Genomic DNA, 25,476 nt, shown 5'->3' with positions numbered 1-25,476 from the left:
CCGTCGGCGGTGCCGGCCCCGGCGACGTCGAGGCACTTGCCGGCCAGGCCGGTGATCGTGCCGGTGGCGGCCTGCGCGGGGGAGGCGGCCAGCAGCCCGGCGGAGACGGCGAACGCGGCGGCGAGCACGGTCCTGAACAGCGGGGCACGGTGGGGGGATGGCGCGGACAAGGGAAGAGATCACTGCCTTTCGCGTCGATGAGGGAAAGGGAGGGCCTCGCCGGCTCGAACGCTGCGCGCGAAGGCCCGCCCGGCACCGGGAAGGTAAGAGGTCTGAACCAATCACGTCAAGATGTGAAAAGGCTTGTGCGTGACGGGAGTTGTCTCTTCCGGACTCTTGACGGCCACCTGGTCCGTACCTATGGTCTCGTCAACTCGACGTTCAGTCAGCCGCACTTCGTTCACATACGAGGACGGGATCAGATGCAGGACACACCCGCTCGGCGCCGCCGCACCTCCCCGCGTTCCGCTCTCGCCCTCACGGCGGCCGCCACCCTGCTCACCACCGGGCTGCTCTCCTGGCCGGGGAGCCAGCGGGCGGAGGCCGCACCCGCCACCTTCGCCCACCCCGGCGTCACCGTCTCCCGCGCCCAACTCGACTTCGCCCGGGGCAAGGTGCTCGCCGGCGTACAGCCCTGGAAGAGCGCGTACGACCAGATGATGGCCAGCAAGTACGCGAGCCTCAGCCGCACCCCCCAGCCGCGCGCCGTCGTCGAGTGCGGCTCGTACTCCAACCCCAACTACGGCTGTACGGACGAACGCGAGGACGCGATCGCGGCGTACACCGACGCGCTCGCCTGGTACATCACCCGGGACGAGCGCTACGCCAAGAAGGCGATCGAGCTGATGGACGCCTGGTCCGCCGTGCTGCAGGACCACACCAACAGCAACGCCCCGCTGCAGACGGGCTGGGCGGGATCCTCCTGGCCGAAGGCCGCCGAGATCATCAAGTACACGTACACCGGCACATGGGCCAACTCCGGCCGGTTCGCGACGATGCTCCGCAACGTCTATCTGCCCGAGGTCATCAACGGCTCGAACTCCAACGGCAACTGGGAGCTGTCGATGATGGAGGCGGCCGTCGGCATCTCCGTCTTCCTGGAGGACAAGGCGTCGTACGACACCGCCATGGCCAAGTTCCGCACCCGCACCGCCGCGTACGTGTACCTCGCCTCCGACGGCGACCTGCCCAAGACCGTGCCGAGCCAGAACCTGAACACGCGCGACAAGATCGTGTCGTACTGGCAGGGGCAGTCCACCTTCGTCACCGGACTCACCCAGGAGACCTGCCGCGACTTCACCCACACCGGATACGGCATCTCGGCCATCTCACACGTCGCCGAGACCAGCCGTATCCAGGGGCAGGACCTGTACGGCACCGACGTGGGTGAGCGCCTGCGGCAGGCACTCGGCTTCCAGTCCAAGTACGAACTCGGTGCCGCCGTCCCGAGCTGGCTGTGCGGCGGGTCGGTCAACCGGGGGCTGGGCCCGGTCACCGAGGTCGGCTACAACGCCCTGCACAACCGACTGGGCATCGCCATGACCAACACCCAGGCCCTGACCGAGCAGAACCGCCCGGCCGGCAGCAACAACCTCTTCGTCGCCTGGGAGACCCTCACCCACGGGGACAACCCGAACTGAGCCCACTGCGGTGTCGTCCCGCTCAACGGGCCCGCGCGCCCCGCCCGTTCGGGTGCGCGTGGGCCCGGCGGGCCGTCAGCGGGCCGGACGCGGTGCGCTGTCCCGGCTCGATCTGGCCGGCGAACGCCTGGAGCGCGGCGGAGCTGTTCGGCGGCAGGACCGCCATCAGCCCGCGGTCCTGCGCCTCGGCCAGCGCGTCCGCCGCCTGGCTGCCCTCGGAGGCGAGCACGAGACGCACGTGCCCGTCCCCGGAACCCCGCCGGTCCACCGGTGTCACGGCGCCGTGCGTGCCGTCGGGCAGGGTCACCCACAGCTGGAAGTCCTCGTACCGGAAGAAGTCCGCACCCTTGACGGGCCACGGGTAGTGGTGCTCACCGGGCACCTTGGGGAGGATGCCCTGGTGATCCGAACGGCTCATCGGCACGCAGGAGTTGAAGAGCGAGTCGGTCCACGCCTCGACACCGTCGGCGTCCGTGACGGGCGTGCGCAGCAACTCCTCGGCCTCCTCGTAACCCAGTTCCGCCAGGGCGGGCAGCGTCTCGGGGAACCCGGCCACGAGGACGGCCGCGTCCTGGCGCAGCCGGTCGATCCTGGACGGATCGGCGCAGAACTGCATGCTCCACTCGATGCCCGCGCGGGCCCGGTACATCCGCCAGCCGCTCGTCGTCCTCACCCACAGGCTGCCCCCGTGGTGCATCTCCCAGTGCGCGGGTGCGACGGGCCGGGGCCCGTAGGGCAGGTCGGCGTCGTCGATCTCGTCCAGGATCTTGTGTGCCGTGCGTTTCGCGGCCCTGAAGTACGACGACTCGAAGCGCTCCGGGTGCTTGACCAGCCGGATCCTCCAGGGGTGGTTCTCCGATTCCTCGCCGCCCGGCTGGATCGTGTCGGGTGTCCGGGCTGCGGCGACGGTGCCGGCGCGGGTCATGACGACCTCCTCCTGCCGCCCACGGCCCGGAGCACGGACCGTGGTCCGAGTGCCCCCTGTGACCATCGTGCGCTGTGGGACGGCGGTGTGCGAGCCGGAGCGAACGCCGCGGCGGACGGCCACCGGGCCCGCGTGCGCGGCGTGGCAGCAAACGGCCGCCGAGCGGTGCGCTCGGCGGCGTATGCGTCACGGCCGCGTCCGGATCAGAGGGACGAACCGCTGTCCCCGGGCCGGATCCGGCCGCGCCAGGAACCGGACTCCCCGCCCTGTTCCTCGATGAACTGCTTGAACCGCTTCATGTCTCCCTTGACGCGCCGGTCGATCGTGCCGATCAGATCCGCCGCCTTCTCCACGGCTCCACTGGGCTCGACGTCCATCACCAGCTCGACCTTGGTGTGCATGTCGTCCAGGCGCTCGAAGCGGACGGTGCCCTTCTGGCTCGTGTCGCCGCTGGTGGTGCGCCAGGTGATGCGCTCGTCGGGCAGCTGGTCGACGATCTCGGTGTCGAACTCGCGCCGCACTCCGCCGATCTTCATGGTCCAGTGATTGTGCCGGTCGTCCAGCTGCCTGACCTCCTCGACGCCTTCCATGAAGTTCGGGAAGTCCTCGAACTGCGTCCACTGGTTGTAGGCGGTGTGCAGCGGAACGTCGACCTCCACCGCTTCCTTGACCGTGCTCATCTCCGTACCTCCGTTGTCCTCGCTCGACTGGCGGCGGCCCCGGACCGTTGCCGGGCCTGGGCCGGGCGAGTACCCGGCGAGCCGCCGGTTATGGGCCCCGGCTCCCGGCAACGGCACGGGCGCGGCGGCGCCGTTCCGCAGCGTGAGAGAGTGACCACGCGGTGCGCAGGCGGACCGCGTCCGTGCGCAGGCGGACGGCATACGGTAGGGATCCAGCCACCAGCCGCTCTTCCGGCCACGGCCCGCTCTTCCGGCCACCGCGCTGACGTGGTGTTTTACAGTAGCTCCACCAGTTCCGGCGACAGGACCTGTGAGGTATTCGCGAACATGCCGACCGAGACCTTCGAGTTCCAGGTGGAGGCCCGTCAGCTGCTGCAGCTGATGATCCACTCGGTCTACTCGAACAAGGACGTCTTCCTGCGGGAGCTCGTCTCCAACGCCTCGGACGCGTTGGACAAGTTGCGCCTGGAGAAGCTCTGGGACGACTCGCTCGACGCCGACGTGTCCGACCCGCACATCGAGATCGACGTCGACAAGGACGCCCGTACGCTCACCGTGCGGGACAACGGCATCGGGATGTCGTACGACGAGGTCGGGCAGCTCATCGGCACGATCGCCAACTCGGGCACCGCGGAGTTCCTGCGGGAGCTGCGCGAGGCCAAGGACGCGGCCGGGGAGGAAGGGCTCATCGGCCAGTTCGGCGTGGGGTTCTACTCCGGCTTCATGGTGGCCGACGAGGTGACCCTGCTGACCCGGCGCGCCGGCGAGAGCCAGGGCACCCGCTGGACGTCGCGCGGCGAGGGCACGTACACGCTGGAGCGGGTGGACGACGCGCCGCAGGGCACTTCGGTCACGCTCCACCTCAAGCCGGCCGACCCGGAGAACCAGCTCCACGACTACACCTCGCCCTGGAAGATCAGGGAGATCATCAAGCGGTACTCGGACTTCATCACCTGGCCCATCCGGATGGTGCCCGAGCGCTCCGCCACGGCCGGCGAGGACGACGGGGCACCCGAGCCGGAGACGCTCAACTCGATGAAGGCGCTGTGGGCGCGGCCCCGCGACGAGGTGTCCGACGACGAGTACCACGAGCTGTACAAGCACATCGCCCACGACTGGCGTGACCCGCTGGAGACGATCCGGCTCCAGGCGGAGGGCACCTTCGAGTACCAGGCCCTGCTGTTCCTCCCCGAACACGCCCCGCACGACCTGTTCACGCGGGACTTCAAGCGCGGCGTGCAGCTCTACGTCAAGCGCGTGTTCATCATGGACGACTGCGAGGCGCTGCTGCCGCCGTACCTCCGCTTCGTCAAGGGCGTGGTCGACGCGGCCGACCTCTCGCTGAACGTCTCCCGCGAGATCCTCCAGCAGGACCGCCACATCGAGATGATGCGGCGCCGGCTGACGAAGAAGGTCCTGTCCACGGTCAAGGAGATGATGACCAAGGACCAGGAGCGGTACGCCACCTTCTGGCGGGAGTTCGGCACGGTCCTGAAGGAAGGACTGGTCACCGACTCGGAGAACCGCGACGCCCTCCTCGCCGTCGCGTCGTTCGCGAGCACCCACCACGACACCGAGCCGACCACGCTCAAGGGGTACGTGGAGCGGATGAAGGACGGCCAGGAGGACATCTACTACCTGACCGGTGAGTCGCGGCAGAGCATCGAGAACTCCCCGCACATGGAGGCGTTCCGGGAACGGGGCATCGAGGTGCTGCTGCTCACCGACCCCGTGGACGAGGTGTGGGCCGACGCCGTCGGCGAGTACGAGGGCAAGAAGCTGCGGTCCGTCGCCAAGGGGCAGATCGATCTCGACGCCGAGGACGAGGACACCGCCGACGAGGAGCGCGAGAAGCAGACCGAGGAGTACGCCGGGCTGCTCGGCTGGATGAAGGAGCAGCTGGACGAGGACATCAAGGAGGTGCGCCTGTCCTCCCGGCTCACCGTCTCCCCGGCCTGTGTCGTCTCCGACGCGCACGACCTGACGCCGGCCCTGGAGAACATGTACCGCGCCATGGGCCAGGAGGTGCCCCGCGCCAAGCGGATCCTGGAGCTCAACCCCGGCCACCAGCTGGTGAAGGGCCTCAACCAGGCGTACCAGGAGCGCGAGGACCGCACGGAGCTGGCCGAGACCGCCGAGCTGCTGCACGGTCTGGCGGTACTCGCCGAGGGCGGCCAGCCGAAGGAGCCGGCCCGGTTCGTGAAGCTGATGGCGGACCGTCTGGAACGCGCGCTGTAACGGTGCCCTCCGGGGCGGGCGGTGTACTCCGCGCCGAGTACACCGCCCCGTCCCCAGGCACCGCCGCCGACGGCCCGGGCACCGGTGCCGGGGCAACGGCACGGTGCCGGCCCCGGTGCCGTCAGACGGCGCCCAGGTCGGCGGAGATCCAGTGCTCGGGCCGCATGTAGACGAGGAAGTGCTCGCCGAGCCGGGTCCGGTCGTACTCGACGAACGCGGCGACCTTCTCCTGCGGCAGGTAGCGCGCCGCCATCTCCCAGGAGTGCTCGTGGCTGTCCGGCGCCGTCCTGGTGACCGGTCCCTCGACCGACACGTAGCGCACGGTGGGCTCCGTGCGCTGCACCATCAGGCTGAAGCGCCCCGCGGCACGGATCGCCCGCGTCTTTCGGGAATCGGGTCCGGTGCGCACCCACAGCTCGCCACCCGGCGTGTACTGGTACCAGATGGGAACCGTCAGCGGGGCGCGGTCCGGCCGTTCGACGACCGACAGCGCGCCGATGTGGGGCTCCGCCAGAAACCGCTCTCGTTCTTCGATGGAGAGTGTCACGTGGCCGACCCTAACGCCGGGCCGCGCGGCCGGCCGTAGCGGATTCCGCCGAGTTCCGCGGGCCGACCGGCTCCGCCATGGCGCACTCCGCCGTGCGACGCACGGCACCGGACCCCGCTCCCTGATCCGGCCTGATCCGAACGAAAGGCCCTAGCCGGCGTCGCGGTCCAGGACGCGGCGGGCCGCCTCCGCCTCCGCCGCCGGCGGGGACAGCTCGTCGAGCGTGTCCAACTCGTCGTCCGCTTCGAGTTCCCGTTCCCAGGCCGCCGCCAGGGCTTCCTGCTCCTCGCGCGGCCGCGCGCCGACGGCCTCGCGGTGGTGGGGGTCCAGCGCAGCCAGGAATCGTTCGACCGGGTCCGTCGCCATGCGGTGCTCCTTGTCGCCACTGGGTGCCGCTCCGGCCCAGCATGGCCAACCCGGGGCGCGTCGGCAGCCCGACACGGCCCGGCGCCACCCTGATGGCCCTGCCGCGTGCCGTGGCCGTGCCGCAGAGCCTCGGCCGGCGGCCGGCCGTGCGCGGACGCGGGCCGGTCAGGTGTGCCGGGCGTGCACCGGGTCGTGGGCGACCTCGTCCGGGCACTCCCCGCGCGGATGGCTCGGCCGCCGGTCCCGCCGCCAGTCGAAGGTCGCGAGCGCCAGGGAGGCCGCCATCCCGGCGAGGGCGGCGCACAGCGCGGTCACGAGCGCGCCCCGGTAGTCGTGGCCGCGGCCGAGCACCAGGTAGAAGAGGCCGGGCAGGGCGGCGGTGCCCAGCGTGGCGCCCAGCCGCTGCCCGGTCTGCAGGGCGCCGCCCGCCGCGCCCGCCATCCGCACCGGTACGTCCCGCAAGGTCATCGTGATGTTGGGGGAGACCACGAAGCCACCGCCGACGCCGCCGAGGAACAGCACCGGGGCGGCGACCCAGGGAGCGACGTCCAGGGGCACGAAGCGGAGCAGCAGCGCGGTCCCGCCCAGACCGACGAGCACGCCCGTCAGGCCGCACACGGTGAGCAGGCGGCCGAACCTGTCCACCAGCCGCCCGGACACCACGGCCGCGCTCGCCGAGCCGAGGGCGAACGGCGTCACGGCGAGACCGGAGCGGAGCGGGGAGAAGCCGAGGCCGTGCTGGTAGAAGAGGGCGAACACCAGCCAGACCCCGCTGAAGCCGATGAAGTACAGCGTGCCGATGCCGGCGCCGACCGCGTAGCCCCGCACGCTGCTGAACAGCCGCGGGTCGAGCAGCGGCTGGGCGTGCCGGGCGACCAGGCGGCGCTGCCACTGGACGAAGACGACCAGCACCGCCGCGCCCGCCGGGAACAGCCACCACAGGCGGCCGAGACCACCGGAGTCCGCCTGGACCAGCGGAAACATGAGCGCGAGGACGCCCAGGCCGAGGAGCAGGACGCCGGGCACGTCCACCCGGCCCCGCCCGGAGCGCCGCGTGCGGGGCAGCAGGCGGCGGCCGAGGAGGACGGCGAGGATGCCGATGGGGACGTTGACGTAGAAGATCCACCGCCAGCCCTGGGCGCCCGAGGCGAGGGCGAGGATGACACCGCCGGTGAGGGGGCCCGCGGCGGAGGAGATGCCGACGGTGGCACCGAAGAAGCCGAAGGCCCGGCCGCGTTCGGCGCCGCGGAACAGCTGCTGGATGAGCGCGGAGTTCTGCGGGGCCATGAAGCCGGCCGCCAGACCCTGGGCGAGACGGGCCACCACCAGCAGCATGATGCCGGGTGCCGCACCGCACGCCGCGCTGAAGACGACGAAACAGGCGAGGGCCAGCAGGAAGATACGGCGCCGGTCCAGCGCGTCGCCGAGACGGCCGGCGGTGACGAGGGCGAGGGCGAACGTCAGAGCGTATCCGGAGACCACCCACTGCACCTGTGCCGGGGAGGCGCCCAGGTCCCGTTGGATGGTGGGCAGGGCGACCGCCACGATCGTCACGTCGAGCAGGCTCATGAAGCCCGCCACCAAGGTGACCCACAGGGCGCGCCACCGGCGCGGATCAGGCTCGTACCCGGCCTCCTGGGCACCCGCGTCCCGCCTGCCCGCCGATGTCGACGCTGTCACCTGGGACTCCTTCCACCAGGGCCGCACTCGGTCGGACCAAGTTCCCGCGCCGGGCGGAGGCACACCTGCCCCGCTCGCTCACCCGGTCCCGGCCCCGCCCAGGACCAGCTCGCGGAACGACGGCACGACCGGGCGGAGATCCGTCCGGTGCCAGGCAGCCCAGAGCCGTACGGACGCCTCGTGCCAGGGCAGTTCCCGTACCGTGATGCTCTCGCCGGCGCCTCGGAGCATGCTCTTCTGGATCAGCGCGAGGCCCAGTCCGGAGGCGACGAGCCCGAGGGCCGTCTGCGGCTCGGCGGCGTCCAGCCGCACGTCCGGCGTGAACCCGGACGCCGCGCAGGCGGCGATGAAGGCGTCGCGCCAGGCCGGGTGCTGGGAGTCCGCCACGGCGATCCAGGGCTGCCCGTCGAGATCGGCGGCGGTGATGACCTCCTGCGCGGCGAGCGGATGCCCGTGGGGGAGGGCGAGCATCAGCGGGTCCTCCAGCAGCAGCGCCGAGCACAGGTCTGAGTCGTCGTCGGCGGGCGGCTCGTGGACGAGCGCGATGTCCAGGCTGCGCTGCCGCAGACCCTCGAACTGCTCGGCGGGGCTCAGGGGGTACAGGGCGACGTGGATGTCGGGGCTGCGCTGCTGGAGGGCGCGCAGCGCGCCGGGCAGGATGCCGGTGTGCAGGGCGTGCGGGACGTACCCGATGCACAGTCCCCCCTCCTCGCCCCGGCCCAGCCGCCGGCCGAGGTTCTCCAGCCGGTCGGCGTGCCGCAGCAGCGCGCGGGCCTCGCTGAGGAAGACCCGGCCGTCCGCGGTGAGGCGGATCCGCTGCTGACTGCGCTCGAAGAGCGTCAGACCGAGCTTCTGCTCCAGCTGGGCTATCTGCCGGCTGAGCGGCGACTGGGAGATGTGCAGGGCCTCCGCGGCCCGGCCGACGTGTTCGGCCTCGGCCACGGCGACGAAATAGGTGAGCTGGCGCAGATCGAGCATGTAAGACCTCTGGGGACTGAACTCTGTCCAACTATGTCTTGGACAGTCTCAACTCCTCGATCCTAACCTCGGTGGCACAAGGACGACGGCCCGCCGGACACCCCGCGCGGCACCCGTCACCACCTCTCACCGAAAGACCCCCCATGAGCATCAAGGACCTGCTTCCCGGACGTCTCGGCTTCGGCACGGCCCCGCTGGGCAACATGTTCCGCGCCATCCCGGACGAGGAGGCGGCGGCCACCGTCCAGGCGGCCTGGGACCACGGCATCCGCTACTTCGACACCGCCCCGTTCTACGGCGCGGGGCTCAGCGAGATCCGCCTGGGCGAGGTGCTGTCCGGCAAGCCCCGCGACGCCTACGTCCTGAGCACCAAGGTCGGCCGCGTCGTCCTCGACGAGGCCGAGGACCCGGCCGCCCGCGACCTGGGCGAGAAGGGCGGACTGTTCGAGCACGGGCGCCCCAACAAGATGGTCAACGACTACTCGGCCGACGCCACCCTGCGCTCCGTCGAGGACAGCCTCGTGCGCCTGCGGACGGACCGGCTCGACATCGTCTGGGTGCACGACGTCGCCCAGGACTTCTACGGCGACGAGTGGCTGGCCCGGTACGAGAGCGCCCGCACCGGAGCGTTCCGGGTCCTGGACCGGCTGCGCGACGAAGGCGTCATCAAGGGCTGGGGCCTCGGCGTCAACCGGGTCGAACCCCTGGAGCTGACCCTCGACCTCGACGAGCCCCGGCCGGACGCGTTCCTCCTGGCCGGGCGCTACACCCTCCTCGACCACGAACGCGCCCTCCAGCGGCTGCTGCCCGCCGCGGCCGCGCAGAACGTCGACATCGTCGTCGGCGGTCCCTACAGCTCGGGCATCCTCGCGGGCGGCACGCACTTCGAGTACCAGCAGGCCCCCGCCGAGATCGTTGCCAAGGTCGAGCGGATCAAGGCACTCGCCGCCCGGCACGGCGTCGGCATCAAGGCCGCCGCGCTGCAGTTCTCCCTCGCCCACCCGGCGACCGCCGCGGCCATCCCCGGCGCCACCCGCCCCAGCCGCGTCGCCGAGGACGTCGCCGCGCTCACCGAGACGGTCCCGGCCGCCTTCTGGGCCGCGCTCCGCGAGGAGGGCCTGATCGCCGGGAACGCCCCGCTGCCCGCCTGACCATCCCCCGAACCAGACCTGATCCACCCAGGAGAAACCCATGGCCACCACTACCGCGTCCCTCGACGTCCCCGTGCCCGCCGACCGTGTGTGGCAGCTGATCGGCGGCTTCGGCTCGCTGCCCGACTGGCTGCCCTACATCCCCGGCAGCGAACTCGGCGAGGGCGGCCGGGTGCGCACCCTGACGAACGAGGAGGGCGGTGTCATCGTCGAACGGCTGGAGGCGTTCGACGACACGGCGCGCACCTACACCTACTCCATCGTCCAGGCCCCGTTCCCCGTCACCGGCTACCGGTCCACGCTCACCGTGCGCGAGGCGCCCGACGGCCACGGCGCCCGCGTCGAGTGGTCCGGCACCTTCACCCCCGCCGGTGTGCCGGACCAGGAGGCCGTCGACCTCTTCCACGGCATCTACACCGACGGGCTGGCCGCCCTCCGCCGGACCCTCACCGGCTGACGCGCGGGCGCGGGGCGCGGCGCCCGGTCAGCCGGCCGCCGCCGACGCCGCGCCGAGCCCGGTGAGGTAGGCGGTGAGGACGCGGGTCAGGCGGGGTTCCACCTCGACGACGGCATGGCTCAGCCGGGGATCGCTCGCGTACAGCTCGCGCAGGCGCGGCCCCGGACTGGCCATCTGCCACAGCGCTCCGGCCATGCCGGTCGCAGTGGCCACCGTGTCCACGGCCTGCGGTTCGGTCAGCCCCAGCAGCCGGTGCAGCTCGCCGCCGATCCGTTCGACCTCCCCGAGCGTCATCAGCTTGAAGGACCGCACCGACTCGATCGACACGTTCCGTTCCAGGTTCAGGGGCGCCTGGGCGAGCAGGTCGCAGAACAGGGGGCGCGCCGCGAGCGTGCCGGCGACGACCCCGGCGACCTCGGCGGGGGTGGCGTGCGGCCGGCCGGCGAGGTCGCCGCACAGGTCGGCGGACCACTGCCGCCACCCTTCCGCGGTCAGTTCGAGGAAGATCTGCTCCCTCGTCTCGAAGTAGCGGAGCAACGCCGATTTGTGCATGCCCACGGCCGTCGCGATGTCGGTGAGAGTGACGTCCCTCACGCCGTGCCGGCCGGCGAGCGTGCGGGCCGCGGCCAGGATCGCCTGTTCCCGGACCTGTTTGGCCTCGGGACTGCGCGCACGCTGAAAGGCAAGCTCACTCACGGGGGACATCATAGGAGCCGGTAGCGCAATGGCGTTGCGTAGCCATGCGTGACCAAGGGAACCCCGCTGTGGAGAACCCCGCGAGTCGTCGTCGGTCCTGCGCGGCCTGTCGTCCGTTTCCCCGGCCGGCCCACGGGAACCCGCCGTGCCGACCAACGGATCGGAGGACGGCCATGACGGGACACAGCGACGAGCCCGCCGACCGGTTCGCCCGGGCCCGCGACCAGGAGGAGCCCGGAGCGCACTCGGGCAGCGAGAGCCAGGCCCGCGACCGGACGATTCCGGGCACGGCCGGCGCCAAGGAGGCCTACCAGCCCGACGAGGGCACAGCGGCCGGTGAGCCGCTGCGAGGCGTGCGTGCCGAGGAGCGGGCGGGGGAGCGCCGGCAGGAGGACGAGGAGTCCGGTTCCGACCGGTAGGGGTGGTGTCAGCCGGCGGGGCCGCCCACGGTGGCGGTCTCGCCGTGCTCCCCGCCGCCCTTCGCGCCGCCCGGGCCAGGACGGCGTACGACGAGGCTGCTGACCTCGAAGCTCATCTCGGCCGTGCCGGCCTCGGGCGGCGGGTGGTAGCGCCCGGCGCTCACCGAGAGGTTGACGATCAGGTAGGCGTACCAGGCGCGGCCCACGCCCCGCCCGTCCGAGAAGACCCGCGTGCCGTTCAGCCACCAGACCACCGAACGGCGCCCGAAGTCGGTGCGCAGGTCGACCCAGGCGCCGGGACCGACGGCGTCGTCGCGCACATAGCGCTCGGCACCGCGCACATGGTTGGTCAGCTCCAGCAGGTCCGGGTGGTCCGGGTGGTACTCGAAGACGTCGATCTCCTGGTCGCCGTCCCGCCAGGTCCAGATGGCCGGCCAGGCGCCGATCTCCCTCGGCAGCCGGACACGGGCCTCCAGCACGTCCCCGGTCCGGACCGTGAACCCCTCCTCGCTCCCCTCGGTGGTCAGCAGCCCCGTGTCCCATCTGCCGTCCGGCCGGCGCGTGGCCCGGAAGACCCCGGAGCGGCTGTGACCGGCGTCGGCGACCAGGTAGTCCAGCTTGTCGTCGTCCGGGTTGACCGGGCCGCCGTCCGGATAGGCCCACGACCGGCCCGCGACCCACTGCGTCTGCGAGGCGAAGTCCGCCGTGAACACGACGTCGGATCCGGCGGGTCGACGCGGAGCGGGCAGGCGGCCGTCCGGTGCATGTTCCTCCATGCCCGATGTCTGACCGGCGGTCGCCGGGTCATGCGCCCGGCCGCCGATCCGGTGCCGAGATTGCCCCGTCCGGGTGAACGGCGGGCGGCCCGGCGCGGCCTCGGTGCGTCGCCGGGGTCCCGTCGGCCCGCCGTGCCGGCACCTGCGCCGCGTGCGGGTGAGCGGTCAGCGGGCGAGCCGGTGCTTCCTGCCTCCCCGGCGCAGGCGCACCGCGGCGAGGACGAGGTCGGCGGCGAGCACGACGGCGCCGATGACGAAGAGGTAGAACAGGCCGTGGGTGACGAAGCCGATGATGCCCAGCACGACGGCCACGAGGACAAGGAACAGGAACAGACTCATCGGAATCTCCCGGCGCGTTCTCCGCGCGTCAACGGCGGGCCAGGCGTCGCTCGCCGCCGGCGCCCGGTGTGTAGGTCAGCTCGTAGTGGGAGAAGACACCCGGCTCCTCGGCGGCGGGCAGCTCGCCGTCGGTGTCGATCGCCGGGGCCTTCTTGACCTGGTCCTTGCTGTGGGCGACCTTCAGGTAACCGGGACCGACCGTCGCACCGGGAAGCGGTACGAACACCAGACGGCGACGGGTGGGCATGCCCACGGTCACCGTGGCGAAGAAGGGCTGGTCGGTGGTCGTGTCCACGTAGATCGACTCCATGACGCCGATCTTGTGCCCCTTGGGGTCGACGACGTCGTGTCCTCGCCACTCACGGATATCGGATGCCTCGAACATCAGAACCTCCTCTGCGGGGGTACCCGCGATCGGGCCGGTGATGTGGCCGTGCCACCCGAATCCTCAGAAGGCGTACCGGATGCGCAGCCAGGGGGCGTGGGACGCGACGAGGTCCTTCAGGGTCCGCACGGCCTCCGCTTTGACGCGCGTGGCGTAGCGGACGTTCAGCGCGCCGTTCTCCGAGCGTTTGCCCTGTTGCAGAGCGGGCTGCCACAGCACGTCCTCGGCGCGGGGGTGCCACCCCAGGTTGACCTCGTGCAGCTCCCGGTTGTGCGTGAGCATGATCACTTCGGCGGCGGCCTGGCGTTTGACTCTGTCGGGCAGGGTGTCGTCGAGATGCCGCAGCAGTTCGGCCCAGGCTTCCTGCCAGCCGGGGCGCACCACCACGGGGGAGAGGTTGAAGTGGACCTCGTACCCCGCGTCCAGGAAGTCCGCCGCGGCGGCGATCCGGTCGCCGACGGGTGACGTCCGCAGGTCCAGCAGCCTGGAGTCCGCCGGGGGCATCAGCGAGAAACGGATGCGCGTGCGGCCCTGCGGGTCCAGGGCCAGCAGGTCGGGGTTGACGAACTTGGTGGCGAACGACGCCTTGGCCGTCGGCCACCGGCGGAAGGCCCGGACGAGATCCGCGGTGTTGTCGCTGATGAGCGCGTCCACCGAACAGTCGCCGTTCTCCCCGATGTCGTACACCCAGGCCGACGCGTCGCACTGGTTCGGCTCCCGTTTCCGGCCCTGCCGTGCGATGTGCCGCGCCAGGTGGGCGATGATGCCGTCGATGTTGGTGAAGACGGTGATGGGGTTGGCGTACCCCTTGCGCCGCGGCACGTAGCAGTAGGCGCAGGCCATCGCGCACCCGTTGGAGGCGCCGGGGGCGATCCGGTCGGCGGACCGGCCGTTGGGCCGCGTCGCCGTCGTCTTCTTCTCGCCCAGGACCAGCGTCTCCCCCTTCACCCGCACCCAGCGTTCGACGTTCCCCTCGTTGCCGTGCAGCCCCGGGATGCGCCAGTGGGAGTCCACCTCGATCACCTCGGCCTCGGGGAAGCGGGCCAGGATCTGACGGCCGCGGTCGGAGGCGGCGGCGGCCGGCTCGGCGTAGACGGTCCGCACCGGCAGCAGGCGGCGGGCCGCGGGGGAGTCACGGAAGGAGGAGCGGTGCTCCGGCCCGCGCCCGGGAACCGTGCCGTCCCCGCCGGTCCCGCGGGTGCCGGGCGCGGCGGTGTCCAGCGCGTCGAGGCCGAACAGGGTGTCGGAGCCGTCGTCCGGTCCGGCGGAGGGGTGCCACATCTCTGCTCCGCTCGGGAAGGTGCCGTGGTGGGTTCTCCACTCCACTGTAGGCATGTGCCGCGGCGGTGATTCCGCGCGCCCGGCCGGCAGTGCGCAGGCCGGTGCCGGGGGGACCGGGACTCAGCGGTCGTCCAGGGGGTCGTGGCCCCAGTTCATCAGCGAGTGGCGCCATCGTGTGTCGCGTACGTCTCCGGACGGGCGCTGGGCGAGGTGGCGGCGGATGTAGCCGGTCACCTTGCGCATGTGCGCGTAGTCCGCGTCCGAGAGGTCGCCCTTGTTCTTGCGGAGGATGTCCACGATGGCGCGGCCGGAGGCGTGACCGGTGGACTCGCCCCCGTCCTTGTGCTGTCCGGCGGCCCGGGATTCGTCGGTGGCCAGCCACTTCTCCAGCGCGGAGGGTGTCATGTTCACCAGTTCGCGGAAGTCGTCCCGGATCTCCCGGTGCTGCTCCTCGCCCGTCACCGGGCCTACTTCTTCCGCTTGAGCGCGGACGGCTTGTGCACGGCCGTCCGGCCGGACTTGTCGCTGCGCACCTCGTACTGCGGGTCGTCGGGCGAGGCGTCCACGGTGCGTCCCGACGCCTCGGTGCGCTCGGTGATCTTCTTCTCCACGGTGCCCTCGGTCTCGCTTCCGTGACTGCTCCAGGCCACCTTGTCGCCCTTGGACGGTTCCTTCTCGCCTGATGTGCGCTTCGCCTTGGCCATGGTCGTACTCCCTGGAGACGGAGGTTCCGGCGTGCGGGTGGATCGCGATGCGTCCTCCCACCACCTTGCCGCCGGAGGGCGCGGTCCGCACCCGTGGGCCCGGCCGGCCCTCTCCGCGGGCCGGGGAGGTCAGGAGAGCTTGTCGACCGCCGTCCGGGTGGTGGCCTTGAACGCCTTGACCGGGGCGTCGCGGAACGAGCCCATCTGGGACCACTTCACGACCGTCACCGTCCTGCCCTCGCGGCCGACCGAGAACAGGGCGATGCCGGAGGCGCCCCACGTCGCGGTGGTGTGGATGCCGTAGACGTGGGCGCCCGCCGCCACCTTGACCTTGCCGTAGTACCTCTTCGCCGCCGTGATGTCCGGGGACTGCGCCTGGAGCTTCTTCGCGCAGCCCGCGAGGTCCGCGCGCAGCAGGGCCGCGAAGCCGGCGGCGCGCTGTGCGTCGCGCTCCACCACGGTGATCTGCACGGCGTTGGTGTCGAGGTCCGTCCAGTAGGCGCGGTGCACGGAGACCGAGGGCAGGGCGTCGCCGACGCAGATCGGCAACGGGTCCGGCCGGCCCGCGGTGACCGGGCCGGCGTACCAGGGGGACGACGGATGCGGCGGCAGGTCCGCCGGGTCGAGGAAGGCGGGTGCCTCGGCGGTGCGGGCGGCAGCCGTCGCCGGGACCGCCGCCAAGGCGAGGGCGGTGCCGGTGGCCAAGGCCGTCAGAGCGTTGCGGATGCCTCGCGTCCGGATCGTCATGGTGTCCCCCTGTGCGGTGTGAGGCGCCGGTGAGGGCGGATCCCTCCCGGCCGTCATGTGGAGTACGACCCGTCCCGGGCGCGGTTCGTTGTGCCCCGAATGGCACGGAACGGTCACAGACGGCCGCCGGCCGAGCCGGAGCCGGTGCGGATCGGGGAAGTCGACCGCGGTCGGCCGCACCGAACGGCACGAGGACGACGGTGCCGGGCGGCACGGGCGCGCCCGCGACGCCGGCGTCCACCAGGGCGGTGCGGCACCCCGGTCGGACGGGCGGGTCGAAGCGGAGCAGTTCCTCCACGGCCGCCGGCACCCGTTCCGCCAGGCGCCTGTGAGCGGTTTGTTAGGCTCGCCCTGCCTCCCGTGGGGGAAGTCCGGTGAGAGTCCGGCGCTGACCCGCAACGGTGTGCGCGGGGACCCTGTGGTCCTCGCGCGAGCCCGATCGCCCGCGGAGGGGTCAGCGACCCGTTTGACTGCTCGCCGCGGACTGCGAGAGGGGGGCCGCGCGGCCGGCACGGCCGTACGGGCTGTCCCTGTGCGACGTCCCGCGGCGGCCCGTGCGAAGGACGGCCCCACCGTGCGTCGAAGAACGGCACCCTGCCGGATACCCGCGCTGCCGCTCGGCCTGGGGCTGGCGGCGCTGCTGGTGCTCTCGCTCCTGTGCGGTGTCGCGCTCGGCGCCGCCGGAATCGGCCGGGCCGACGCGCTCCGCTTCCTGTGGGCCGGGCTCACCGGCGGCACCGTGCACGCGCACGACGCGGCCCCCTACACCATCGTCTGGGAGATCCGGCTGCCCCGGGTGCTGCTCGCCGCCGTCGTCGGGGCGGGGCTCGCGGCCGTCGGCGTGGCCGTGCAGGCCATGGTCCGCAACGCGCTGGCCGACCCGTTCGTCCTCGGCATCTCCTCCGGCGCGGCGGTGGGCGCCAACGCGGTCATCCTGCTCGGCGCGCTGGCGGGACTCGGGGTGTGGGCGCTGTCGGTGTCGGCGTTCGCCTCCGCGCTCGCGGCCATGGCCCTGGTCTACGCCGTCTCCCGTTCGCCGCACGGACTGACCCCGCTGCGGCTGATCCTGACGGGCACCGCGCTGGCGTACGGCTTCGAGGCCGTCACCACGGTCATGGTGTTCGGCGCGGCCCGGGGCGAGGCGGCCCGGTCGGCGATGATGTGGCTGCTGGGCAGCCTCGGCGGCGCCACCTGGGCGCAGGTGCCGCTCGCCGCGGTGACCGTGGCCGCCGGATGGGCGTGGCTGCGCCGGCGGGCCGAGGCGCTGAACGCGCTCGCCATGGGGGACGAGACCGCGGCCGCCCTCGGTGTCCCACCACCCCGTCTGCGGCGGGAGCTGTTCCTGGTGACCGCGGCCGTGACGGGAACCGTCGTCGCGGTCAGCGGGGCCATCGGGTTCGTCGGGCTGATGGTGCCGCACGTCGTGCGCATGCTGGTCGGTGCCGACCACCGCCGGGTGCTGGCGGTGGCCCCGCTCGCGGGAGCGGTGCTGCTGGTGTGGGCGGACGTGCTGTCCCGGCTGCTGCTGGCCCCGGCCGAACTGCCGGTCGGTGTCATCACCGCGGTGGTCGGAGTCCCCGCGTTCCTGCTGCTGATGCGGCGGGGCGGCTACGCGTTCGGGGGGCGCTGAGCGTGCGGCTCGACATCGAGGACGTCACGATCGAGGCGGCCGGAACCCGTCTGGTCGAGCACATCGACCTCACCGTGGGCAGCGGGACGTTCGCCGGACTCGTCGGCCCCAACGGCAGCGGCAAGTCGACCCTGTTGCGCAGCGTGTACCGGGCGCTGCGGCCGGCCGCCGGGGCGGTGCGGCTGGACGGTGACGACCTGCACGCCATGGACCCGCGGTCCGCCGCCCGGTCGCTCGCGGCACTGCCGCAGGAGTCGTCGGCCGAGTTCGACTTCACCGTGGCGGAGGTGGTCGCCATGGGCCGGCTGCCGCACCGCGCCCGTACGGCCGCCGCGGACCGCGAGGTCTGCGCGCGGGCGATGGACCGCACGGGCGTCACCCACCTCGCCGGCCGGGGGTTCCCCGGCCTGTCCGGGGGCGAGAAGCAGCGGGTCCTCATCGCCCGCGCGCTGGCGCAGCAGCCACGGGTGCTGGTCCTCGACGAACCCACCAACCACCTCGACATCGCCCACCAGTTGGACGTGCTGGCCCTGGTCCGGGGCAGCGGCCTGACCGTGCTGGCCGCGCTGCACGACCTGAACCTCGCCGCCGCGCACTGCGACGTGCTGTACGTCATCGACAAGGGCCGGATCGTCGCCGCCGGCCCACCGCTCGACGTCCTGCGACCCGCCCTGCTCGCCGAGGTGTTCGGCATCCGGGCGCACCCGGTGCGGCATCCCGTGACCGGCGCCGTCCAGCTCCTGTTCGACCGGCTTCCGCCCACCACCTGAGGACCATCATGCGCACGCTGCTCGCCGCCGCCCTCTGTCTCGCCGTGACCGCCACCGGCTGCGGCGCCACCGTCGAGTCCGCCCGGGACGCGCGATCCCCCGCCGTCACGCTCACCAACTGCGGCCGTGAGGTGACCTACGACAAGGTCCCCGAGCGCGTCGTCACCAACGACGTCGGCATCACCGAGCTGATGTTCGCGCTGGGCCTCGAGGACCGCATGGCCGGCTTCGCCATGCCCGACGACAGGGGCGACCTGAGCCGCGTGCCGTGGAAGGACGGTTACGACAAGGTGCCCTGGCTGTCCAGGGACCAGCTCACCAAGGAGAACGTCCTGGACGCCCGCGCCGATCTCGTCGTCGCCGGCTGGAACTACGGCTTCCGCGAGGACGGCGGCTTCACCCCCGACGCCCTGGACCGGCTCGGCATCCCCTCGTACGTGCTCACCGAGTCCTGCCGCAACGGCCGTACGAAGAGCTCGCGGGGGATCATGCCGCCCCTGGACGCCCTGTACACCGACCTCACCAACCTCGGCAGACTGTTCGGCGTCGAGAAACGCGCCGCGGCGCTGGTCGACGGCTTCAGGGAACGGATCGCCGGCGTACGCGCGAAGGCCCCCGAGGGCACCGGCCGCCCCTCGGTCTTCCTCTACGACAGCGGCCGGGACACCCCCTTCACCTCCGGCCGCTACGCCGCCCCGGAACAGATCATCACCGAGGCCGGCGGCGTCAACGTGATGCACGACGTGGCGGACTCCTGGACCACGGCCGGCTGGGAGACCGTCGTCGAGCGCGACCCGGACGTCATCGTGATCTGCGACTACGGCGACGTGAGCGCCGAGCGGAAGAAGCAGTTCCTGCTCTCCTACGCCCCGCTGCGCGACGTCTCCGCCATCAGGCACCGGCGGATCGTCGCCCTGGACTACGCCGACCTGGTGGAGAGTCCCCGCAACCCGTCGGCCATCGCCCGGCTGGGCGCCTACCTGCGGACGGTGGCGGGACAGGGGTGACCGTCACGGTCCTGTGCGACGACCCATGAGACGGCGGTACGGACCGCGGCATCACCGAGCCGCGGTCCGTACCGGGGTGAACCGGCAGGGCTGTGTGGGGTTCAGCCGCCCTGGTTCACCTTCGCCAGGGCCTTGGCCAGGCCGTTGGCCCACAGCTGGTTGACCCGGGAGCGCTCGGTGGCGTTCGGGTACCGGTTGGTGCAGGACGGGCCGGGGCCGCCGCCCGACATCAGTTCGCTGCACGGTCCGCTGTAGTGGTCGGGCAGGCCCAGCACGTGGCCGGTCTCGTGGGCGGTGACGCGGATGGAGTCGTACTGCTGGTTCTGCGCGTAGTCCAGGAAGATGTAGCCGCGGCCGTGGCCGTTGGTGGAGGCGTAGGACCCGCGCGAGTCGTTGCCCTCGTAGTAGGTGAAGTCACCGGTGCCCGAGGTCGCCTGGAGCTTGACGTTCGACACGGAGCTGTTCCAGATGGAGGCGGCGCTCGATATCTGGGAGCGGAAGCTCGGGGCCTGGGAGGCGTTGTAGTAGACGGTCACCACCTTCAGCGAGGGCTGGTCGGCCTGCCGCTCGGCGACCGACTTCAGCACCGCGTCGAAGAACGCCTTGCTGCCGGCGCCGTCGGCCGTGCCCACGTATCCGGCGGTGGCGGTGCGGGCCGGTGCCTGGGCGGTGCTCTGGACGCTCGCCGGGCCGGCGGTACCCAGCGCGGCGGAGGCCAGACCCAGACCGAGGGCCAGGGTCAGGAGTCTTCTGGTCTGCTGCGAGCCGGTGCTGCTGCGGAACGACGCCATGGGGGGCTCCTTCTCGTCCTGTGGGGTGGAACGATCGGTTGCCTGTGAGTCTCGGGCACACCAACGGGGCCCGGGATGATGGCAATCGGGGATAGCCCGGGGCTATCGCGGGCCGACTCGTCCCTGTTCGTTGGCACTTGAACATCTGGTGCGGTGCCGTGCGCCGCCTTACGCTCCCCCCATGGAGCTGGAGGTGAGGCACCTGCGCGTCCTGTGCGCCATCGCCGACACCGGCAGTCTGCACAAAGCCGCACGTCAACTGGGCCTGGCGCAGCCCTCGTTGAGCACACAGCTGCGGCGCATCGAGCGCGCCCTCGGTGCTCAGCTCTTCGTACGCACCCGGACCGGCTGCCGTCCCACCCCGCTCGGGCTCGCCGTGCTGAGCCGGGCCAGGCCCCTGGTCGCGGAGTTCGCGGCGATCGTCACCGAGACCAGGGCGGCGGCGGCCCGCGCCGCCGGCGGGTTCCGGCTGCGCATCGGCGCCACCGCGAGCCGGGCCATCCCGGTCTGGTTACGTCTGCTCAGGGCACGCGGACCCGGCTCCCGCCCGACGCTCCAGATGAACGTGTCCGCCAACGCCCTGCTGGGCATGGTCGCCGCCGGCCGGCTCGACATGGCGTTCGTGCACGAGGTCGAGGGCAGCCCGCTGCGCATTCCGCCCGGCCTGAGCCTGCGGGTGCTCGTCGAGCGCGAACCGCAGTTCGTCACGCTCGCCGCGGACCACCCGGCGGCGTCGCAGCCGGAGGTGAGCCTCGCCGATCTCGCCGGCGACCGCTGGATGGCCGACTCCACGGTCGACGGCGAGTGGGACGCCCTGAGCCGGGTCCTGCGCGCCGCGGGCCTGAACCCCGAGATGCTGCACGGCGACTACCTCACCGCCTACTCACTGGCCGCCACCGGCGAGGTCGTCACGATCAGCCAGCCGACCGCCCATCCCCGCCCCGACCTCGCGATCCGCCCGCTGAAGGGCGACCCGATAGGGGTACGGCTGCTGCTGGCGGCCCGCACCGAGGAAGAACTGGACGAGGCCTACCCGGAGTTGGAGGAGGCGTACTGGACCGTGGCCCGGGAGGCGCCGGCCTACCGGGAGTGGCTCAAGCACGCGGACCCGCGCGGCGCGCGTGCGGGTCGTGCCTCGCGCGCCCGGTGGGCCACCGCCGCGGGAACCGCCGACGCACTGACGTGAATCGTCCCCGGCCGGTGCCCGGCACCCGGTCGGTGGGTGCGGCGCCGCGCGGAACCGTCAGTCACACATCCGGCAGCACCAGCCGGGCCTCGCAGAAGGCCGGGCCGTGGGCACGGGCCACGGTCCCGCACGGGCAGCCCGGCGTGATCAGGGACCAGTCGCGGGTTCCCGTCCATGGCCCGTCGTACCCCCGCGGCCCGGGCGGTGCACCGTCCGGGCCGTCCACACGCCGGGCGCGGGGCGGCCGTGCCGCCGGACCCGGCCCTCGTACCGGACCTGCCGGGGTTCGGCCGGCGGCGTGAGCGGGGGGGAGACCAGGAGGGCCCGGCGCGGCCAGGGCGCCGAACACCGCCGTCAGACCGGGGTGGAGGGCCTCACCCGCCTCGGTCGGTGAGCTCGCCACTCCGGCCCGTACCTCGGGGCTGCCGCGACCGGCGGGTTCGGGACGCCGTGCCAGGGCGGCGGAGCCCGCGCGACGGCCGCCGGGAGAGCGGCGGCCGACGGGCTGACGGCGTCCGCGTCGAGGTGGTGCAGGACGGTGCGCAGGACGCGCCGGAGCCGCCGCTCGCGGTCCATGGCCCGCGCCGCCGCGGCCCGCCGGACCGGCGGCGGAGCGGTGAGCCGGTCCAGCACGGCCGCCGCCTCGGTGTCCGCGGGGGCGGGACGCCACTGTCCGGCCACCACGAGCCGCCGCAGCGCTCGCGCGGGCTCCCGCGCCGGGCCACGCACCGGCGGCGACCCGCTGCCGCAGCCGCGGGAAGACTTCTAAGGTGATCAAATGACAGCATTCAACATCCTTGATGACCGCAGCGCCTGGCAGAAGGACTTCGAGCAGCGGCTCCACGCTCCGTACACGGCCGCCGGGTTCAGCCTGCCCGCGGCCGAGCGTCTGGTGGAGTACATCCGCGCCCGCATCGGCGACTGGACCGTCGCCGAGATCACGGACGCCGGGACCCGGGTGGGACACGTGGCCGTGGACGTGGCCGACGACCACGGTGTCCTCGTGGGCCAGATCCAGGACCTCCGTGTCGACGCCCCCCACACCGGCCGGGGGTACGAGGAGGCGGCCCGGGACTGGGCCGAGGCGTGGTGCGCGGAGCGTGGTGCGCGCCGGCTGGGCATACGGCTCACCGGGCCCGCCGGTGACCTGTTCGGGGGTTACGGCGTCCGGGGCCAGCTCAGAGCGCGGAGCATCAGCCCGGCGCCCGAGCCGGTGCACGGCGTCACCGCACGGCCGATGACCCCGGCCGAATACCCCGCCTGGCTCGCCTCCGAGACGGCCGCCTACGTCGCCGACATCGTCCGGTCGGGGGCCATGAGCCCTGAGGAGGCCGCGCGCAAGGCCGACCGGGACTTCGGGAACCTGCTGCCCCAGGGCCTGGACACACCCGACAACAGCGTCCTGGTGCTCGAAGCGTCCGGCGAGCCGATCGGCAGCGGCTGGCTGAAGCACGGACACCTGCCGGGAGTGACGTACGGCTACTCGCTGCACGTCGAGGAGCGGCACCGCGGCAAGGGGTACGGGCGGGGTGCGATGGCGGCCGGCGAACAGGTCGCGCTCGCGGCCGGTGACTCGATGCTGATGTTCACCGTGTGGGGCGGCAACGAGGTGGCCATGAACCTGTACACGAGCGCCGGATACCAGGTCGTGGAGGAATCGCGCACCCTCGACCTTCCCCAGGGCTCTGCCTGACCGATGCGGTGAGGTCCCGGCCCCCGGCCCGAGTCGTGGGCGAGGGGCGGGACCTGCATCCACCTCTGCTGCTACTAAATTAGTAATTAATATTGACAGGGTTTCGGCCACGCGCCACAGTCTTCGCCGTGACGCCGGCCTCCCGCAGGGACGCTTCCGGCTCGCACCTTCCCGCTTCCCAACCCCCGGGAGAGGCACGTGACTTCCCAGTCGCCCACGCACAGCCCCCCGCGCCACCGGTACACCAAGCCGGCCCTCGCCGCCGCGATCACGGTCGTCCTCGCTTCGGCGGCCGTCCCCCCGGCCGTCGCGGACCCGGCGGTGGACCAGGGGGCGCCCGACTCCTACGACAGCGGTCTCGCCCCGACGCCCTACATGGGCTGGAACACGTACTACGGACTCGGCGCCCCCACCGAGAAGGAGGTGCGCGCGGTCGCCGACAAGCTGGTCGGCAGCGGTCTGCGCGACAGCGGCTACGACATCGTCTGGCTCGACGGAGGCTGGCAGGCCGACAACCCCCGCGACGCGCAGGGCCGGCTGGTGGCGCACCCGGACCGCTTCCCGTCCGGCATCCCCGCCCTCGTCTCCTACCTTCACCGGCGTGGCCTGCGCGCGGGGATCTACACCGACGCCGGTACCTACGACGGCGGCAGGAGCTGCGGGCTCGGCAGCAGGGGCCACTACACCGAGGACGCACGGCAGTTCGCCGACTGGAAGATCGACGCGATCAAGGTCGACTTCCTGTGCGGCATCGGCGAGAAGCTCGATCCGGGGCCCGCGTTCAAGGAGTTCAGCGACGCCGTCGCCAAGTCGGGCCGGAAGATGCTGCTGAACCTGTGCAACCCGCTCACCGACGACTGGGGCCTGCCGCACACGCCCGAGCAGGACGCGCACAACACCTACGCCTACGCCCCGGCGATCGCGGACTCCTGGCGCACCGGCACCGACATCGCCTGGGGCACGCCGAGTCCGGGGCAGTGGCCCAACGTCCTGCGCAACATGGACGCCAACGCCTGGCACCCGGAGGCCCAGGGCCCCGGCCACTACAACGACCCGGACTACCTGATCCCCATGCGCCGCATGGCCGACGGCACCCTGGAGCTGACACAGGAGGAGTCCACCACCCAGTTCGTGATGTGGGCCGAGATGGCCTCCCCGCTCGTCCTCGGTTCCGATCCGCGCACCCTGACGCCGTCGATGATCGCCACGCTCCGCAACCCGGAGATCGTCGCCGTCGACCAGGACCCGCTCGGCATCCAGGGGGTCCGGGTCGCCACGGACTCCGCCGGCGACGTCTACAGCAAGGTCCTGTCCGGACGCGGCGAGCGCGCGGTCGTCCTCCTCAACCGCTCCGACCAGCCGGCCGAGCGCACCGTGCGCTTCACCGACGTCGCCCTCGGCGGGGCCGTCACGGTGCGCGACCTGCGCGCACGCGCCGACCGCGGCACGCACACGGGGTCGTACACCGTGGAGGTCCCCGCCCACGGCACCGCCTTCCTCAGGCTCACCGGGCAGGACGCGCTGCCCGGCACGAGCCTCGGACGGAAGACCTCGGCCAGCCCGGCCGTGGTGCGCGACGGCGACACGCTGACCACCTTCTTCCGCGGACCGGGCGGCACTCTCGTCCAGCACACGGCGGACGGCGCGCGTCCGGCGCGGACCAGGGACCTCGCGGGCCCGGCCGGCGGACGGATCCTCGGCCAGCCGGCCGCCTACGCCTCCGCCGGCGGCCGTATCGACGTCTTCGTCCGCGGTACCGACGACCACGCCTACCGCAGGATCTTCTCCGGCGGGCGCTGGGGCGACTGGCAGGACCTGGGCGGGAGCCTGACCGACGCGCCGACCGTGGCCTTCACCGATCCCGCGCACTGGACCCTCGTCGCGCGCGGTGCCGACGGCGGCGTCGTGCGGCGCGACCCCTCGTCCGGCTGGTCGTCGCTCGGCACGCCCGGCGGCCGGCCGGTGTACGGCAGGCCGTCCGCGGTCGTCGGCGCCGACGGGCGCGTCCACGTCGCCGTACGCACCGCCGCGGACGACGTGTGGACCACCTCGCGGGACCAGTCGGGCCAGTGGTCCGGATGGAGTTCGCTCGGTGGCACGGTGAGCGGCAGTCCGACGCTCGTCGCCGTGGGGGACGCCGTGGTGCTGTACGCGCGGGCGGCCGACTACACCCTCTGGCAGCAGCGGTACGACGATGGCGCCTGGCGGGGCTGGACCAAACGGCAGGAGTTCCCCAGCGCGGCCTTCGACGGCTCGCTCGGGGCCGTCGAAGGCCCGGACGGCTCGGTCGACGCGGTGTACCGCGGCGTCGACGGCTCCGTCCACAGAACCCAGTTCAAATAAATTAGTAATTATTATTGACGTGGCGGGACCGCCACGCGACTCTGGAT

At 72.4% G+C, this 25,476-nt stretch carries 27 protein-coding genes and 1 riboswitch; of the genes, 11 read left to right on the top strand and 16 right to left on the bottom strand.

Going from position 1 to position 25,476, the window contains the following annotated elements:
* The first annotated feature begins 422 nt into the window (after window positions 1–422).
* On the top strand, window positions 423–1,640 hold the full coding sequence (locus tag AB0946_RS28920) for an alginate lyase family protein (RefSeq protein WP_366763595.1): 1,218 nt from the start codon (window positions 423–425) through the stop codon (window positions 1,638–1,640).
* A gap of 22 nt (window positions 1,641–1,662) precedes the next feature.
* Here AB0946_RS28920 and AB0946_RS28915 read toward each other — a convergent pair whose 3' ends face one another.
* The gene (locus tag AB0946_RS28915) at window positions 1,663–2,565 is read right to left on the bottom strand and encodes a DUF6424 family protein (protein WP_366763594.1); all 903 of its coding nucleotides are present in this window, start codon (window positions 2,563–2,565) and stop codon (window positions 1,663–1,665) included.
* 203 nt (window positions 2,566–2,768) lie between these two features.
* Window positions 2,769–3,245 (bottom strand): SRPBCC family protein, encoded by a 477-nt coding sequence (locus tag AB0946_RS28910; protein ID WP_366763593.1) that lies wholly within the window; start codon window positions 3,243–3,245, stop codon window positions 2,769–2,771.
* Window positions 3,246–3,572: 327 nt separating this feature from the next.
* On the opposite strand from AB0946_RS28910, the gene htpG reads away from it, so the two are divergent.
* A complete protein-coding gene (htpG, locus tag AB0946_RS28905) occupies window positions 3,573–5,483 on the top strand; it encodes a molecular chaperone HtpG (RefSeq protein ID WP_366763592.1) in 1,911 nt (636 codons plus the stop codon).
* Window positions 5,484–5,604: 121 nt separating this feature from the next.
* Here the strand turns inward: htpG and AB0946_RS28900 are convergent, their stop codons facing one another.
* The 4 genes from AB0946_RS28900 to AB0946_RS28885 all read right to left on the bottom strand — a co-directional run bounded on the left by AB0946_RS28900 (window position 5,605) and on the right by AB0946_RS28885 (window position 9,054).
* Window positions 5,605–6,030, bottom strand: a complete 426-nt coding sequence (locus AB0946_RS28900; protein WP_366763591.1) for a pyridoxamine 5'-phosphate oxidase family protein — start codon at window positions 6,028–6,030, stop codon at window positions 5,605–5,607.
* Between the two features lie 150 nt (window positions 6,031–6,180).
* Complete coding sequence (locus tag AB0946_RS28895) at window positions 6,181–6,396, bottom strand: hypothetical protein (RefSeq protein ID WP_366763590.1); 216 nt, start codon at window positions 6,394–6,396, stop codon at window positions 6,181–6,183.
* A gap of 165 nt (window positions 6,397–6,561) precedes the next feature.
* Window positions 6,562–8,076, bottom strand: a complete 1,515-nt coding sequence (locus tag AB0946_RS28890; RefSeq protein WP_366763589.1) for an MFS transporter — start codon at window positions 8,074–8,076, stop codon at window positions 6,562–6,564.
* A 78-nt stretch (window positions 8,077–8,154) separates the two neighbouring features.
* Complete coding sequence (locus AB0946_RS28885) at window positions 8,155–9,054, bottom strand: LysR substrate-binding domain-containing protein (protein ID WP_366763588.1); 900 nt, start codon at window positions 9,052–9,054, stop codon at window positions 8,155–8,157.
* A 143-nt stretch (window positions 9,055–9,197) separates the two neighbouring features.
* Between AB0946_RS28885 and AB0946_RS28880 the strand changes: the two genes are divergently transcribed.
* Window positions 9,198–10,205 (top strand): aldo/keto reductase, encoded by a 1,008-nt coding sequence (locus tag AB0946_RS28880; RefSeq protein ID WP_366763587.1) that lies wholly within the window; start codon window positions 9,198–9,200, stop codon window positions 10,203–10,205.
* A gap of 40 nt (window positions 10,206–10,245) precedes the next feature.
* A complete protein-coding gene (locus AB0946_RS28875) occupies window positions 10,246–10,662 on the top strand; it encodes an SRPBCC family protein (protein WP_366763586.1) in 417 nt (138 codons plus the stop codon).
* A 27-nt stretch (window positions 10,663–10,689) separates the two neighbouring features.
* Here AB0946_RS28875 and AB0946_RS28870 read toward each other — a convergent pair whose 3' ends face one another.
* On the bottom strand, window positions 10,690–11,367 hold the full coding sequence (locus tag AB0946_RS28870; protein WP_366763605.1) for a TetR family transcriptional regulator: 678 nt from the start codon (window positions 11,365–11,367) through the stop codon (window positions 10,690–10,692).
* A 164-nt stretch (window positions 11,368–11,531) separates the two neighbouring features.
* Between AB0946_RS28870 and AB0946_RS28865 the strand changes: the two genes are divergently transcribed.
* Entirely contained in the window at window positions 11,532–11,777 is a 246-nt protein-coding gene (locus AB0946_RS28865; protein ID WP_366763585.1) for a hypothetical protein, read from the top strand.
* Window positions 11,778–11,785: 8 nt separating this feature from the next.
* On the opposite strand, the gene AB0946_RS28860 is transcribed toward AB0946_RS28865, so the two are convergent.
* The 7 genes from AB0946_RS28860 to AB0946_RS28830 form a co-directional block, all read right to left on the bottom strand.
* On the bottom strand, window positions 11,786–12,553 hold the full coding sequence (locus AB0946_RS28860) for a beta-glucanase (protein WP_366763584.1): 768 nt from the start codon (window positions 12,551–12,553) through the stop codon (window positions 11,786–11,788).
* A 165-nt stretch (window positions 12,554–12,718) separates the two neighbouring features.
* A complete protein-coding gene (locus AB0946_RS28855; protein WP_366763583.1) occupies window positions 12,719–12,892 on the bottom strand; it encodes a hypothetical protein in 174 nt (57 codons plus the stop codon).
* 28 nt (window positions 12,893–12,920) lie between these two features.
* The gene (locus AB0946_RS28850; protein WP_366763582.1) at window positions 12,921–13,277 is read right to left on the bottom strand and encodes a PRC-barrel domain-containing protein; all 357 of its coding nucleotides are present in this window, start codon (window positions 13,275–13,277) and stop codon (window positions 12,921–12,923) included.
* A gap of 63 nt (window positions 13,278–13,340) precedes the next feature.
* Window positions 13,341–14,558, bottom strand: coding sequence for a spore photoproduct lyase family protein (locus tag AB0946_RS28845; protein ID WP_366763581.1), 1,218 nt, complete (start codon window positions 14,556–14,558; stop codon window positions 13,341–13,343).
* A gap of 120 nt (window positions 14,559–14,678) precedes the next feature.
* Window positions 14,679–15,020: a DUF3140 domain-containing protein gene (locus tag AB0946_RS28840; protein ID WP_366763580.1), complete on the bottom strand. Its 342-nt coding sequence runs from the start codon at window positions 15,018–15,020 to the stop codon at window positions 14,679–14,681.
* A gap of 5 nt (window positions 15,021–15,025) precedes the next feature.
* Window positions 15,026–15,262, bottom strand: coding sequence for a DUF2945 domain-containing protein (locus AB0946_RS28835; protein ID WP_366763578.1), 237 nt, complete (start codon window positions 15,260–15,262; stop codon window positions 15,026–15,028).
* Window positions 15,263–15,391: 129 nt separating this feature from the next.
* Window positions 15,392–16,009, bottom strand: a complete 618-nt coding sequence (locus tag AB0946_RS28830; RefSeq protein ID WP_366763577.1) for a hypothetical protein — start codon at window positions 16,007–16,009, stop codon at window positions 15,392–15,394.
* 363 nt (window positions 16,010–16,372) lie between these two features.
* Window positions 16,373–16,454: riboswitch (cobalamin riboswitch) on the top strand.
* A gap of 129 nt (window positions 16,455–16,583) precedes the next feature.
* Between AB0946_RS28830 and AB0946_RS28825 the strand changes: the two genes are divergently transcribed.
* Genes AB0946_RS28825 through AB0946_RS28815 form a run of 3 tightly spaced genes read left to right on the top strand, consistent with a single transcriptional unit; the run spans window position 16,584 to window position 19,416 of the window.
* Complete coding sequence (locus AB0946_RS28825; RefSeq protein WP_366763576.1) at window positions 16,584–17,639, top strand: iron ABC transporter permease; 1,056 nt, start codon at window positions 16,584–16,586, stop codon at window positions 17,637–17,639.
* Window positions 17,640–17,641: 2 nt separating this feature from the next.
* Window positions 17,642–18,409: an ABC transporter ATP-binding protein gene (locus tag AB0946_RS28820; protein ID WP_366763575.1), complete on the top strand. Its 768-nt coding sequence runs from the start codon at window positions 17,642–17,644 to the stop codon at window positions 18,407–18,409.
* Window positions 18,410–18,417: 8 nt separating this feature from the next.
* Window positions 18,418–19,416: an ABC transporter substrate-binding protein gene (locus AB0946_RS28815; RefSeq protein ID WP_366763574.1), complete on the top strand. Its 999-nt coding sequence runs from the start codon at window positions 18,418–18,420 to the stop codon at window positions 19,414–19,416.
* A gap of 101 nt (window positions 19,417–19,517) precedes the next feature.
* Here the strand turns inward: AB0946_RS28815 and snpA are convergent, their stop codons facing one another.
* Window positions 19,518–20,207, bottom strand: a complete 690-nt coding sequence (snpA, locus tag AB0946_RS28810; RefSeq protein WP_366763573.1) for a snapalysin — start codon at window positions 20,205–20,207, stop codon at window positions 19,518–19,520.
* A 181-nt stretch (window positions 20,208–20,388) separates the two neighbouring features.
* Here snpA and AB0946_RS28805 point away from each other — a divergent pair, with 181 nt between their 5' ends.
* Window positions 20,389–21,393 (top strand): LysR family transcriptional regulator, encoded by a 1,005-nt coding sequence (locus tag AB0946_RS28805; RefSeq protein ID WP_366763572.1) that lies wholly within the window; start codon window positions 20,389–20,391, stop codon window positions 21,391–21,393.
* 354 nt (window positions 21,394–21,747) lie between these two features.
* On the opposite strand, the gene AB0946_RS28800 is transcribed toward AB0946_RS28805, so the two are convergent.
* The gene (locus tag AB0946_RS28800) at window positions 21,748–22,122 is read right to left on the bottom strand and encodes a hypothetical protein (protein WP_366763570.1); all 375 of its coding nucleotides are present in this window, start codon (window positions 22,120–22,122) and stop codon (window positions 21,748–21,750) included.
* A 49-nt stretch (window positions 22,123–22,171) separates the two neighbouring features.
* On the opposite strand from AB0946_RS28800, the gene AB0946_RS28795 reads away from it, so the two are divergent.
* Together AB0946_RS28795 and AB0946_RS28790 are read left to right on the top strand one after the other, a co-directional pair.
* Window positions 22,172–23,086: a GNAT family N-acetyltransferase gene (locus AB0946_RS28795; RefSeq protein WP_366763569.1), complete on the top strand. Its 915-nt coding sequence runs from the start codon at window positions 22,172–22,174 to the stop codon at window positions 23,084–23,086.
* A 198-nt stretch (window positions 23,087–23,284) separates the two neighbouring features.
* Complete coding sequence (locus AB0946_RS28790) at window positions 23,285–25,429, top strand: glycoside hydrolase family 27 protein (protein ID WP_366763568.1); 2,145 nt, start codon at window positions 23,285–23,287, stop codon at window positions 25,427–25,429.
* The last annotated feature ends 47 nt before the right edge of the window (window positions 25,430–25,476 follow it).

It is taken from the genome of Streptomyces sp. NPDC046870 (assembly GCF_040704595.1).
In the GTDB taxonomy this organism is placed as follows: domain Bacteria; phylum Actinomycetota; class Actinomycetes; order Streptomycetales; family Streptomycetaceae; genus Streptomyces; species Streptomyces argyrophylli.
This window is presented reverse-complemented; position numbering and strand designations above follow the sequence as displayed.